Consider the following 12,876-nt stretch of genomic DNA (forward strand, 5'->3'; position numbering starts at 1 on the left):
GGTGGGGGCTGGGCGCGCAGTTCCTCCCCCCAGCCTTCGGCTGGGGGTACCCCCAGCGCCCCTGACGGGGCGCTGAAGCACAGGCAGCCCACAGGAGCCGTAGAAAAGACCCACGGGTAGCTTCGCGGACACGGAAGGAGTACTCGCGGAACCCGAACGCGTAAGGTGGCGTGCTCGTACATGTACGTGTAAGCGAGCACGTCACCCGAACGCGTGAGGAGAGGCACCCCACGATGCCCGGCAACGGCGCTGTGACCCGCAGTACCCTGCGCCAGCAGATCGCGGACGCGCTCCGTGACGAGGTGCTCGCCGGGCGGCTCCAGCCGGGCCGGGAGTTCACGGTCAAGGAGATCGCCGAGCAGTACGGGGTCTCCGCCACGCCGGTCCGCGAGGCGCTGGTCGACCTGTCCGCACAGGGCATCCTCGACGCCGACCAGCACCGCGGCTTCCGGGTGCCGGAGTACACGCTCGCCGACTACCGGGGCATGATCGAGGCCCGCAGTCTGGTCACCGACGGCATGTTCCATGCCCTCGCCGACGGCCTGCACCCCGCCTTCAAGGATCCCGAGGAGCCCCGGGTCGCCGCCGCCCTGGCCGCGGTCCGGCGGCGCGGCGAGGAGGCGCAGCGCGCCGCGGCCGCCGGTGACCTGACCGTCCTCATCGGCTACGACCTCCGCTTCTGGCGGGAGCTGTCCGCCCTCTTCGGCAACCCCTACCTCGCCGACTTCCTGCACCGCCTGCGCGTGCAGTCCTGGGTGTGCGCCGTGCGGCATCTGCGTCGGCTGCCCGATCTACGCGGGTATCTGTGGTCCCGGCACACCGAGTTGGTCGACGCGCTGTCCCGCCGCGACACCGAGGCGGCGCGGGGGGTCGTCGCCGCGTACAACACGCACTCCCTCGCCCTGATCGAGCGACTGGCGGAGAAGAACGGATGACCGCGCCCACGGAGAGCTGTGCGGACGAGGACAGGGAGACCGTCGACCTCTCCGTCGTCATCCCGGCGTACAACGAGGAGGAGCGGCTCGGCCCGACCCTCGACGCCGTCACCCGCTACCTCGCCGACAACGAGAGCCGCTTCGGTTCCTGGGAAGTGATCGTCTCCGACGACGGCTCGACGGACGGGACCCGCGAGGTCGCGGCCTTACGGCATCCGCGCGTCCGGCTGGTCGCCGCCGGCCGCAACCGGGGCAAGGGCAGCGCCCTGCGCCTGGGCGTGGCCGCGTCCGCCGGCAGCCGCGTGCTGGTCACCGACGCCGACCTCGCGGCGCCGATCGAGGAGCTGGAACGGCTGGACAAGGCGCTCAGCGAGGGCGGCGCGGCGGCGATCGGTTCGCGGGCGGTGCCGGGCGCGGAGATAGCCGCCCACCAGCACCGGCTGCGCGAGCTGCTGGGCCGCGCCGGGAACCTCCTGATACGCGCCACCGCCGTGCCGGGTCTCAGGGACACCCAGTGCGGGTTCAAGCTCTTCGACGGCGATCTCGCCCGCGAGGCCTTCGCCGGTTCCCGGCTCGACGGCTGGGGCATCGACGTGGAGGTGCTCCAGCACCTGCACCGCGCCGGCCACCCGGTCAGCGAGGTCCCGGTCCGCTGGAGCCACCAGCCCGGCTCGAAGGTGGGCCCGCTGGACTACCCCAAGGTCCTCGCCGACCTCGCCCGGCTGCGGCTGCGCCGCCTCCGCCCGGCCGACCTCCTGGTCACGTTCCTCTTCCTTGTCCTCTCCGTCGCCCTGTACTCGGGCCGCTTCTTCGACCCGGACCACCGCTACCTCACCGACTCCATCCAGGACCAGAACCAGTGGGAGTGGTTCTTCGCGGTGACCGCGGACAACCTCGCGCATCTGCGCAACCCGCTCTTCTCCGACTTCCAGAACTTCCCCGACGGCGTCAACCTCATGGCCAACACGGTCATGCTGGGCCTGTCGGTCCCGTTCGCCCCGCTGACCCTCATGGCCGGACCGGCCGTCTCGCTCTCCGTCTGCATGGCACTGGGGCTCGCCGCGACCGCGGTCGCCTGGTACTGGCTGATCGTGAAGCGGGCGGTGCGGCACCGGGGTGCCGCCTTCGTCGGAGCGGCCCTCGCGGCCTTCGCGCCGCCGATGGTCAGCCACGCCAACGCGCACCCCAACTTCGTGATCCTGTTCATGATCCCGCTGATCATCGACCGCGCCCTGCGCCTCGTGACCGGCGCCCGGGTGCGGCGGGACGGGATCGTGCTCGGCCTGATGGCGGCGTACCAGGTCTTCCTGGGCGAGGAGCCGTTCCTGCTGGCGGCCCTGGGCATGACGCTGTTCGCCCTCGCCTACGCCGTCGCACGTCCGCGGGTGGCGAGGCAGGCCTGGCGCCCGCTGGGCAAGGGCCTGCTCATCGCCGGGACGGTCTGCCTCCCCCTGGTCGCGTTCCCGCTGTACTGGCAGTTCACGGGCCCGCAGAGCTACCACAGCGTCCTGCACGGCGACAACGCCGGAAACAGCCCCCTCTCCCTGCTCGCCTTCGCCGAACGCTCGCTGCTCTACGGCGACGCGGCCCGCGCCAACGAGCTGTCCCTCAACCCCACCGAGCAGAACGCCTTCTACGGCTGGCCGCTGGTCCTGGTCGCGTTCGGGATCGTCGTACGGCTGTGGGAGCGGCCGCTGGTCAAGGCGCTGGCGTTCACCTCCGTCGCCGCGGCCGTGCTGTCCATGGGCCCGCAGATCCGCATCCCGCTGACGGAGACGGTGTATCCGGGCCCCTGGGCGCTGGTCCGCAAGTTCCCGCTCTTCGAGTCCGTCATCGAGGGCCGGGTGGCGATGATCTGCGCCCCCGCGCTGGGCATCCTGCTCGCGCTCGCCCTGGAGAAGATCCTCGCCACCCACCGCGTCGGCGCCCAGTACTTCGGCCTGCTCGCCGTCGCCGTGGCCCTGCTCCCGATCGTCCCGGCCCCGCTCAAGTCCGAGCAGCGGGAGGCGGTCCCGGAGTTCATCAGCAGCGGCATGTGGAAGTCGTACGTCGGCAAGGGCGAGTCCCTCGTCCCCCTCCCGCTCCCGGATCCCGGCTACGCGGAGGCCCTGCACTGGCAGACCAGCGCCCACCTCGGCTTCAAGCTCCCCGGCGGCTACTTCAACGGCCCGTACGGCGCCGACCGCGCCGGCATCTACGGCGCCGTCCCGCGCTACACGTCCAGCATGCTGCGGGACGTTCGCTACGGCGGGAAGGTCCCGGTGATCGGCAAGAACTGGCGGGCACAGGCCAGGAAGGACTTCGCCTACTGGAAGGCGGGGGTCCTGGTGGTCGCCCCGCAACCCAATGACGAGAAACTACGACAGGCGGTGGAGGCCCTGACCGGAAAACCCGGTAAGTGGACCGGTGGGGTCTGGGTATGGGACCTGCACGGGGGGAGCTGACCGGCGCCGCACGGACTACTCTTCCCTGACCACCTAGCTGAGCACTTGCTGTGAACGCCCTGATATGAGGAGCCCTCTTTGGCCTGTGACCTCTGGCTGGTACCGCTCGTCGACGTGTTGTGCCACACCCCCGACAATCCGTTCGCCGAGGAACTCGCGCAATACAACAAGGTGCTCGCCGAGGCCGGGCTGCCCCCGGTGCCGGTGTACCAGTACATGCCGGGCCTGTCCGGCGAGGTCGCACCCGTGGCCGGCTTCGACTACGACGCCCTGCATTTCCTCCGCCGCGCCTACCTCCTCCAGGTCTGCGGTCTGCCCGTCTCCCCCGTCGACGACCTCGGCGGCGACTACGAGCAGCTCCTGGAGATGTTCGAGTCGACGGCCCAGCAGTCGCACCTGGTCTGGCACTACGACCACGCGGGCGCCTACGTCCCGGTCGACTTCCCGAACCCGCTCTCCAGCGATGAACTCCTCGCCAGCGGCGGCCCGCTGGGCTCCTCCCACGCCCTGCTGCGCGAGCTGGAGTACGTCGCCCCGTCGATCGGCATCGACCCGGCGAACCCCCCGGCCCCGCCGCAACCCCCGGCCGCCCCCACCGACTTGGAGGAACCGGCGGTCCCCGCCCCCTACGACCCGAGCCCGTTCGCGCGGGAACGGCACGTGTGGCTTGGCCTGCACGCGGCGGCGACCCGCAGCCTGGCCCAGGGGTCGATGATCGTCTTCAGCTGACGGCGGGGCATCCTGACGACCGGTCACCCTGACGCCGAGTCACACTGACGGAAAGTCACCCGGATGCCGTGTCCCCGTATGGCTCCTCCGAAGAGCGCGGTGCGAGATGTCGATCTAGGCTCCGAAATGAGCGCTTATCAGATCGTATGACCGACGCGCTCCCATTCAGCTCAAGGAGGAGAACATGCGCAAGCTCCACAAGGCAGCCGCCGTGATCGCCATCATCGGTGGCGTCGGCTTCATGGGTACCGTTCCGGCCACCGCCCTGCCGGCGCAGCAGCACGCGTACGGCGGTCACGGTGGCTGCCGGTCCCACGACCTGGACCTCGACGTCCTCGGCGAGGTGGGCATCCTCAACGGGCTCGCCGCCAACCTCATCAACGGTGAGGGCAGCCCGGGTGCGCAGTTCACCGACATCGGTTCCGACTGCGGTTGGGGCGGCGGCCGGTAGCCCGGCACGCACCACTTAGGCGGCCGTGAGCCGCGTATTCATCTCTGTGTGAGTGAAAAAGGCTCCGGACCTTCCTGGGTCCGGAGCCTTGGGGTGTGCCTTCGGGCCGGCGGTCAGCCCTGCTCGACGATCCGGATGGTACGGATGCTCGTGCCCCGATACCGCATCGGCGTCCTGGTCAGCACCGGACGGCCGCGCGGCACCTGATCGCGATCGCCCGGCAACACGGCTGTGCAGCGATTGCGGTGGAGAATCTCGGCTTTGACGATGCACGCGCCATCGGCCGGGAGACCATGGGCCGCGGGCGCCGAGGCAAAGCTTTCCGCCGCACAGTGTCCGGGATTCCTACAGCACGCTTCCGAGAACGGCTGCGTGGCATGGCCTACCACCAAGGTTTACTCGTCATTGCCGTGGACCCCGCCACCGGGCACGGCGTCGGCCAGGTGTGACCACCCACCACCAGCGGATGGTGCTGCGGAGAGCTACCGGCCAGGCCGTACCCGCCCCGAGGACGCGCGGAACCGCGAGCCCGCCCAGGACAGCGAGCACGCCCCATGCGGGTGGCAAGACTCGACTGCACCCAGGCGACCAGCTCGCGCTGTTCCCCGACCCTCAAGACCATTCGGAGGGCAACCGGATCGCCGATCCGGTTCGCGGAGGTCCGGCCACACGGCCCGACGTCGCCAGGAATGGTGTTGGCGCATTGCGGGGGCTGACGTCGCAGTCGCACAAAGCGACCTACGCACGCTGAAATTCACTTCCTCGGCCGCTTAGTCACATAATTCATTCCGGCGAGTGAAGCGCGGAGCGCAGCAGTCGCGTGTGTACGAAACGGTCGGGGCAGGTCGGCCGGTAACGCCACGACAACGGCCACGTCATGTCGTCCAGCGCGGGAATCGGGATGTACGACACCCGGGCCGGAACGGCGGTCAGTCGCGTCACCTCCGCAGGCCAGGGCAGGTGGTCCGTACTCCCGGCCGGCACCAGGAAGTACACACACCGCCGCCCACTGGCGACCTCGATGACGGGCCCGGGGTCACCCCCGGTCATCTCCGCGAGCCGATCGGCGAGCCGCCGCCCCCACTCCCCGTCGTCCACCCGCACGGCGTCGAACTGGACCCCGGCTTTGCGGAGTTGAACGCCAGATGCGGGGAGCCAGCCGAAGTTTAAGGGGTCACTTTGAGTGTTCATGGGACCAGTTTCGGCAGGTGGGGCTACCGTCGCCATAACTCCGAGTCAACCACCGAATACGGTCGGAATTCGGGGCGGGTTGGTTGTGACCGGTTGAGTTCGGTTGAGTTCGGGGGTGACCGCTAATGGCGCGGGCTGAGAACAAAGAGGAAGCGGGCGGTACGGCACAGATGGTGGCCGCCCTGGCGAAAGCCCTACGAGAACAACAGGAGCTCACCCAGGAGGAGTTGGGTCGGCGTACCGGCTACACGGCGTCCGCGATCAGCGCCATGGAGACGTGTGCACAACCCGCCAGCGACAAGATGCTGGTGGCACTGGAGGAGGCCATCGGCAACGGGATGGGGCTCTTCGAGAAGGCCCGCAAGTGGATGCTGCTGGAGAAGTACCCGGCGCGGTTCCGGGGCTTCTCGGAGCTGGAGGCCGGGGCGGTCACGATCTCGTCGTACGGAACGCTCGTGATCGACGGCCTGTTCCAGACCGAGGACTACGCACGGGCGCTGATCGGAGGCGGCTTTCCGCCGGTCTCCGAGCAGAAGCGGGAGGAGCTGGTCGAGGCGCGGCTGGCCCGCCGGGCGCTGTTCAAGCGGGAGCCCGCGCCGATGATCGAGCTGATCCTCGAAGAGAGCGTGCTGCGGCGGCCGTTCGGCTCCTGGGAAGTGCTCCGGGGACAACTGCTCTCGCTCGTCGAGGACGCGCAGCGCGACAATGTGTGCCTGCAAGTGCTGCCGATGGAGCGGGGGCTGCGGGGGACGTACGCCGGTGATCGTGGCCCCATGAAGATGGTGGTGACCGCGGAGCACGAACACGTCGTCTACATGGAGATCGAGGACCAGGGCATCCTGGTCAGCGAACCGGAGGAAGTGTCCCAACTCGCCCACCGCTATGCGAAGATCCGCGCACAGGCCCTGAGTACCGACGACTCGGTGAGCCTCATCGAACGGTTGGCAGGAGAGAAGCGATGACCCGCACCGGAACCCTGCGATGGTTCAAGTCCAGCTACAGCGACAGCGGGGGCGGCGACTGCGTCGAGGCCGCCTACACCTGGCGCAAGTCCTCCTACAGCGACAGCGGCGGCGGGAACTGCCTCGAAATATCCCCCTGCCCCCACACCATCCACATCCGCGACTCCAAGATCGCCCCCGACGGCCCCCGCCTCGCCCTCTCCCCCGCCGCCTGGGCCGGTTTCCTCACGCACCTCGCGAAGTGACCGTCGGGCCGCTCGCTTCTCGGCCAGTGTCGTGCTTCCGCGAGGTGCGTCAAGGGCGCTTCGCGTCGGCTCCGCCGATGGCCCTCCGGGCCACCCTTGACACACCTCGCTCCAGCACGGGGAAGAAGCGAGCGAGCGGCCGGAAGGAAGCGGGGGGCCCTGACCGGGGTTCGCGTCAACCGTCGGCCGAGCCCGCATCGCCCGACGACGGGCGCGAACGGTCTTCGGGGGCACGCCGGGCCGCCCAAGCGGCGAACGACCAACGGTGGTGCGCCTACAACCACACCACCCACGGCGGGAGAGTGATTGGCGTATGTGTGCCACGGCTGAGGCCCGTCCTCCTTGACCGCGCAGGCTCGACGTCCCTCGGCCGAGGCACACATCCACCACTCGCACGCTGTCGACCTCACCGGTCCCCTACCGCCCTCTCTCGGCTCCACCGGGCGCAAGCCGCCGAGCGCACGGGCGCGGGCGCGGGCGCGGCGGGAGCGCGCCCGTTGGCGGGGGGTGCGGGTTCGGCCGACGGTTGGCGCCAACCCCGGCCGGGACCCCGCCTTTCCGGGCCGTTCGCTCGCTTCTTGCCCGTGCTGGAGCGGGTCGTGTCAAGGGTGACCCGAAGGGGCATCGGCGGAGCCGACGCGAAGCGCCCTTGACTCGGGCCGCGGAAGCACGACACTGCCGAGAAGCGGGCGGCCCCGACGGTCACCTCGCGAGGTACGTGAGGAAACCGGCCCAGGCGGCGGAACCGTCAGGCGAAGACGGTGAACAGGGCGAGCGCGGGGCCGGCGGCGTAGACGAGTAGGCCCAGAGCCAGGGCGGTCCACGGTCGCCGGGCCCGGACCGTTCCGAGCACGACCGTGACCGCGGCGGCGGCCAGCGCGACCGTCGGCCCGAACATCGCCACGAGCATCCAGACGCCGGAGTCGTCGCAGAACCGCGCTGTTCCGGCCGAGGTGCCGCAGCTGTCACCGGCGAAGGCCATGCCGAGGAACAGCAGCCCGTTGACGGCGACGGCGACCGCGAGCAGCAGTACGGCCACGACGGTGAAGACCGCCTTGAGGGGCCCGCCCTGCGAAGGGCGCGACGGTGGAGGGCTCATGCTCCTAATCTCGTCCCCGCCCGGGTGTCCCCGCCTGAGTAGGGCTACTCAACCGGGATGAGTTCGTGTCCCGAGGTGAGTCACCAGGGCACCTCGCCGTCGTCGTCGAAGAAGCGGCCGGTCGGGCCGTCGTCGGGCAGGGTGGCGAGGCGGATCGCGGTCGCCGCGCCCTGTTGCGGGGTGCGGTGACCCTGGAAGCCGTTGAGGTCGGTGGCGCAGTAGCCGGGGCAGGCGAGGTTGATCAGGATGTTCGTGCCCTGGAGTTCCCTGGCGTACTGGACGGTGACGCCGTTGAGGAACGTCTTGGACGGTGAGTAGGCGACGGCGATCGGGCCCATCTCGGCGCCCGGCGCCGTCTGCCGGGTGAGGGAGCCGACGCTGCTGGAGACGTTGACGATCCGCGGGGACGGCGAGCGGCGCAGCAGCGGCAGCATCGCGTTGGTGACACGGATGACGCCGATGACGTTGGTCTCGACGGCCTGCCGCACCGTCTCGATGTCTGCGGTGGTCGGCGTCTGGGCCATTCCGCCGGTGATGCCGGCGTTGTTGACGAGTGCGTCGAGGTGTCCGGCGCGGTCCTCGACCAACGCGGCGGCGGCCTGCACGCTCGCGTCGTCGGTGACGTCGAGCGGCACGCCGAACGCGTCGACGCCCGCCGCCCGCAGCTTCGCCACGGCGGTCTCCCGGCGCTCCGCGTCGCGCGCGCCGACGCCGACGCGCCAGCCGAGGGCGCCGAGGCCGGCCGCGATCTCGTGTCCGATGCCCTTGTTCGCGCCGGTGACCAGCGCGGTCTTCTGCTGTTCGGTCATGCTTCGATCCTGTCCGGGACCGGGGTGGGGCGGCCAACACCGATCGGGTAGGCATCGATACCGCACGGGTATCGATACCGGCCGGGTCAGTAAAATGGGGGCGTGGAGACGCGGGAGTTGCGGTACTTCGTGGCCGTCGCCGAGGAGCTGCACTTCGGGCGGGCGGCCCAGCGACTCGGGATGGCGCAGCCCCCGCTGTCGCGGGCGATCAGCCAGCTGGAACGGCGGCTCGGGGCGACCCTGCTGGAACGCACAAGCCGTGCGGTCACCCTGACCGAGGCCGGGTCGGTGCTGCTGCAGGAGGCCCGGGCGGCGCTGGACGCGGTGGCGGCCGCCGAGCAGCGCACCCGGCGCGCGGCGCTCGCCGCGTCCGGCCGGCCGGGCGTGGTGCTGGCCACGAAGGCGGGTGCGTCCGGCGAACTGCTGGCGAAGCTGCTCGACGCCTATGCCGCCGAACCGGACGCGGTCGCGGTCGATCTGCTGCTGTGCGGGGTCGGTGAGCAGGAGCGGATGCTGCGTGACGGACGGGCGGACGTGGCGCTGCTGCACCTGCCGTTCGACTCAACGGCGGGCTTCGACAGTGAGGAACTGTCGACGGAGGGCCAGGTGCTGGTGGTGCCGGCCGGGCACCACCTCGCCGTCCGCGAACAGGTGTGGACGGCCGAGGTCGCCGAGCAGGCCGGGCTGCCCCGGGCGCGGTGGCGGGGCCGCGACGGCAGGTACCCGGAGGGGCCCGGTCCGGAGGTCCGGGACCAGGCCCAGCTCTACCAGTTGGTCGCGCTGGGCCGCGCCTGCTGTGTCGTGCCGGAGTCCGTCCGGTCCCAGCTGCGCGAGGACCTGGCCGCCGTACCGGTGGTGGACGCGCCGCCGGTCACCACCGTGATCGCGTGGCCGCCGCACAGCCGCTCCCGGGCCGTCGCCGGACTGGTCCGCACCGCCACGCAGCTCTGAGCCCGGGGAAGGGCCGGGCCCCCGCAGGCTCACGACCGGTCCGGGGCCGCACGCCATCGGGCAGGCCGTCGGGGCGGCCTGAGCCCGTCCGGCGGGGCGCTGCGCATGCGGGTGGCGAGGGTCCACCCCGTGCTGGTGAGCGCGGCCAGTGTCAGGACGATCAGCAGCAGCGTGGTGTGGGAGCCGGCGCTGTCGGCCGCGCGGGCGACGGGGTTGGGCAGGCCGAGGCGGTCGGCCAGCCAGCCGAGGGCCGCGATGCCGGTGAGCACCGCACCGGTCAGCCGGAGCACGGGCTGGAGGCGGAGGCGGGCCAGGAGCAGGAGCAGGAGCGAGGGCAGGGTGAGGCAGACCAGCAGCAGTTGGACCAGTTCGATGCCGAGGTTGAAGCCGAGGAGGCTGGTGACCAGCTGGCCGGTGGACAGGTGCATTTCGGCGAGGACGAACGAGAACGCCATGCCGTGGCCGAGGCCGAAGACGCCGGCCACCACCGCTTCCCGCCCGGGGAACAGGGGGCGGATCGCGTGGATCGCGCCGACCAGGATGCTGGCTGCGATGAACGCCTCCACCGGCCAGGAGGGGATGTCGAGCCGCCCCAGGGAGCTCGCGGCCAGGGCCACCGAGTGGCCGGCCGTGAAGGCGAGGGTGATACCGCCGATGCGGGTCAGTGCCGTGCGGGGGCCCACCAGGCCGGTCCACCGGCCGCCGCTCGCCGCCAGGGGGGCCGGCAGGAGCAGGATCAGCAGGAAGAGCAGGTGATCGGTGCCGGTGAGGATGTGGTTGCCGCCGAGTTCGAGCATCGCGACGAAACCGCGCCAGGCGCTGCCGGGGCCGAGGTCGACCTTGAGGGCCGGGACCTTCATGTGCCGGACGTCGAGTTCGATCGTGCCGACCTGGGTGGTGCCCTTGCCGTCGACCTGGCCGTTCGCCCAGTCCTGGCGGACCGTCACGAGGGTCACGTGGGTGACGACCTGGTGGACGATCACGTCGTAGTGGAAGGTGAAGTGGCGTACGTCGGCCCCTGCGGGCGGGGTGAGGACCGCGGCGACGGTCAGTTCCCGGTACGGGCCGGTGGACGTCTGCTGGGTGGCGCTCAGGTGCATCGCACCGATGCCGACCTGCCAGGCCGTACCTCCGGTCGTGGTCGGGCGGATGTGCTCGGCGAGGTAGGCGCGGATCGCCTTGGCCCGCCCGGCCGGTACGGCCTTGCCGCCGACGTCGTCGAGTTCGATGCCGCTGGCCCGGGAGAAGTCGGAGACGGGCAGTTCCAGCCGGGCGGACACCGAGGACCGGTACACGTCCAGCTGCACCACCGAGTGCGGCATCGGATGCGCGGCGGCCGGCGACGCCCCGAGCAGGAGCGCCGCCGGCACCACGATCGCGATCCCGGCCACCAGGCGTGTCAGGGCGTTGGCCAGCCAGTTTCGCGGTTTGGTCATGAGAAGGAGAACTCGTTCCCGTAGTCGCGGGTGTGGTCGCGGTAGACGGTGTGGTAGTGGACCTGGTTCTGGAACACGACACCGTTCTGGCAGACGAACTCGACCCACACGCTGGGACCGTCGATGCGTACGTAGTCGCCCTGGGTGTCCAGGCCGGTCCCGCCGGAGTAGGCGACGTAGGTCTGGTCGAGTTCCTTCGCGTACGTCTTCATCAGCTGGGCGGCGGTGGCGTCGTCCACGTCCGCGACCCACGGGTGGATCGCCGCCAGGACCAGCTTCTTCTGCTTCGGCGACAGCTCGCTGACCTTGATGCCCTCCTTGGTCTCCGGGAAGTCGCCGTCCTTGCCGGGGCCGAGCAGCACGTCACTGAACGACTCCGACAGCTTGGCCTCGGCCAGCTGCGAGGTGCTCAGGCTGCCGGTCAGCTTCAGCAGGCCGTCGCGGAACTTCGCCAGCGGCGCGTAGGTGGTGCCGTCGTCCGCGGTCCAGCTGGTCGGCTCGACGCCGGTGAAGAAGGGGCTGGCGCCGGAGACCTTGCCGTCCTTGTACGTGATGTTCACGGCGAGGTGGTGGCCGCCGAAGTGCAGCTGCCAGGTGCCGGTCTTGGACGGGGTGCCGAGGAACGCCAGGTAGTAGTAGCCGCTGCCGTACGAGAAGCCGCCCCCGCCGCCGGTGCCCCCGGAGGGCGGGGCGCCGGTCGGGGCGCCGGTCGGGGCGGCGGCGGACGCCGAGTCGGTCGGCGTGGCCGAGGGGTCGGCCGACGCGGAGTCGGTGGCCGTCGCCGTGGGTGCGTCGGTCGGGCCGGCGGAGGCGGAGCTGGTGCTCTCGGCCGAGGCGAGCACGTCGTCGGCCTTGAGGGTCTGCAGGACGTGCTCGTAGCCGGTGTCCTTGCCGCTCCCCAGCGCCAGCTTCAGCACGTGCTCGGCGGCGGCCAGCTGGTCGTCCGACAGCGTGCTGAACTGGATGCCGGGGCGGCAGGTCCCGCCGCAGGGCAGGTTCGACCAGGCGGTCGCGTTCGCCTGCGTGAGGTCCAGCAGCGTCGAGGCCTGCTGGTCCGAGGTCAGGGTGTTCAGGAAGGCGTTGGCGGCGCTGACCACGGCCGCGGTGCCGGTCGCGTGCTTGTCGACCGGTCGCTGCACGCCCACGGCCGATTTCTCACTGCCTGCCGTGGACGCATTTGCCACGGCGAATCCACCACCGGCAAGAACCAGGGCGGTGGCGGCTCCCAGCACGGCCCTTCGAGTCCGCCTGGAACGGACGAGACGGGTTCTCTCTTTGCTCACGAACTACTCCTTCGGCATGCCGAACTAGCCATACGGGCACACCCGTTGGCATGGTCGGAAGATCAGGGGAACGCATCGCGGACGCTACCAACAACATTCTTGACACTCAATGAGAAAACTCGACCGCGGAGCAATTTCGGAGGGGATTCCGGGCAAGATTTTCAGGATTCACAGAAACAATGAAATCCACAAATGAAATCGACAGGTCGCTCCTGTCCGGGAAAAAGAAAAAGTGGTGGGGGGGAAAGGAAGGAGGGGGGGGGCAAAAAGGCCAGCCAGGGGGCCGGTGACCCCAAGGGGCGCGCCGGGTTCTCTGCTGTCCTGTCTTCCTTGGGCGCGAG

At 70.4% G+C, this 12,876-nt stretch carries 12 protein-coding genes; 7 read left to right on the plus strand and 5 right to left on the minus strand.

What is annotated here, in order from left to right; genetic code table 11:
- The first annotated feature begins 233 nt into the window (after positions 1 to 233).
- The 4 genes from ACZ63F_RS26140 (at position 234) to ACZ63F_RS26155 (ending at position 4,559) form a co-directional block, all read left to right on the plus strand.
- Complete coding sequence (locus ACZ63F_RS26140; RefSeq protein WP_469714116.1) at positions 234 to 935, plus strand: GntR family transcriptional regulator; 702 nt, start codon at positions 234 to 236, stop codon at positions 933 to 935.
- Complete coding sequence (locus tag ACZ63F_RS26145; protein ID WP_469714118.1) at positions 932 to 3,379, plus strand: dolichyl-phosphate beta-glucosyltransferase; 2,448 nt, start codon at positions 932 to 934, stop codon at positions 3,377 to 3,379. The genes ACZ63F_RS26140 and ACZ63F_RS26145 overlap by 4 nt, the downstream gene beginning before the upstream one ends.
- Positions 3,380 to 3,457: 78 nt before the next feature.
- Entirely contained in the window at positions 3,458 to 4,108 is a 651-nt protein-coding gene (locus ACZ63F_RS26150) for a hypothetical protein (protein ID WP_351956489.1), read from the plus strand.
- A gap of 184 nt (positions 4,109 to 4,292) precedes the next feature.
- On the plus strand, positions 4,293 to 4,559 hold the full coding sequence (locus ACZ63F_RS26155; protein WP_469714121.1) for a hypothetical protein: 267 nt from the start codon (positions 4,293 to 4,295) through the stop codon (positions 4,557 to 4,559).
- Between the two features lie 783 nt (positions 4,560 to 5,342).
- On the opposite strand, the gene ACZ63F_RS26160 is transcribed toward ACZ63F_RS26155, so the two are convergent.
- A complete protein-coding gene (locus tag ACZ63F_RS26160) occupies positions 5,343 to 5,750 on the minus strand; it encodes a hypothetical protein (RefSeq protein WP_469714123.1) in 408 nt (135 codons plus the stop codon).
- Between the two features lie 125 nt (positions 5,751 to 5,875).
- Between ACZ63F_RS26160 and ACZ63F_RS26165 the strand changes: the two genes are divergently transcribed.
- Both ACZ63F_RS26165 and ACZ63F_RS26170 read left to right on the plus strand, forming a co-directional pair.
- Positions 5,876 to 6,712 carry a helix-turn-helix domain-containing protein gene (locus ACZ63F_RS26165; protein WP_469714125.1) on the plus strand — a complete coding sequence of 279 codons (837 nt, stop codon included), beginning with the start codon at positions 5,876 to 5,878 and terminating at the stop codon, positions 6,710 to 6,712.
- Positions 6,709 to 6,957: a DUF397 domain-containing protein gene (locus ACZ63F_RS26170; RefSeq protein WP_469714127.1), complete on the plus strand. Its 249-nt coding sequence runs from the start codon at positions 6,709 to 6,711 to the stop codon at positions 6,955 to 6,957. Before ACZ63F_RS26165 ends, ACZ63F_RS26170 begins: the two co-directional genes overlap by 4 nt.
- Before the next feature lie 748 nt (positions 6,958 to 7,705).
- On the opposite strand, the gene ACZ63F_RS26175 is transcribed toward ACZ63F_RS26170, so the two are convergent.
- Both ACZ63F_RS26175 and ACZ63F_RS26180 read right to left on the minus strand, forming a co-directional pair.
- The gene (locus ACZ63F_RS26175; protein WP_469714129.1) at positions 7,706 to 8,056 is read right to left on the minus strand and encodes a hypothetical protein; all 351 of its coding nucleotides are present in this window, start codon (positions 8,054 to 8,056) and stop codon (positions 7,706 to 7,708) included.
- 80 nt (positions 8,057 to 8,136) lie between these two features.
- Positions 8,137 to 8,865, minus strand: coding sequence for an SDR family oxidoreductase (locus ACZ63F_RS26180; protein ID WP_469714131.1), 729 nt, complete (start codon positions 8,863 to 8,865; stop codon positions 8,137 to 8,139).
- A gap of 102 nt (positions 8,866 to 8,967) precedes the next feature.
- On the opposite strand from ACZ63F_RS26180, the gene ACZ63F_RS26185 reads away from it, so the two are divergent.
- Positions 8,968 to 9,816, plus strand: coding sequence for a LysR family transcriptional regulator (locus ACZ63F_RS26185; RefSeq protein ID WP_469714133.1), 849 nt, complete (start codon positions 8,968 to 8,970; stop codon positions 9,814 to 9,816).
- Positions 9,817 to 9,845: 29 nt separating this feature from the next.
- On the opposite strand, the gene ACZ63F_RS26190 is transcribed toward ACZ63F_RS26185, so the two are convergent.
- Positions 9,846 to 11,252 (minus strand): HupE/UreJ family protein, encoded by a 1,407-nt coding sequence (locus ACZ63F_RS26190; RefSeq protein WP_469714135.1) that lies wholly within the window; start codon positions 11,250 to 11,252, stop codon positions 9,846 to 9,848.
- Positions 11,249 to 12,397, minus strand: a complete 1,149-nt coding sequence (locus ACZ63F_RS26195) for a DUF3500 domain-containing protein (protein WP_469714137.1) — start codon at positions 12,395 to 12,397, stop codon at positions 11,249 to 11,251. The genes ACZ63F_RS26190 and ACZ63F_RS26195 overlap by 4 nt, the downstream gene beginning before the upstream one ends.
- Between the last annotated feature and the right edge of the window lie 479 nt (positions 12,398 to 12,876).

The sequence above is a fragment of the Streptomyces sp. NPDC104761 genome, from assembly GCF_055583445.1.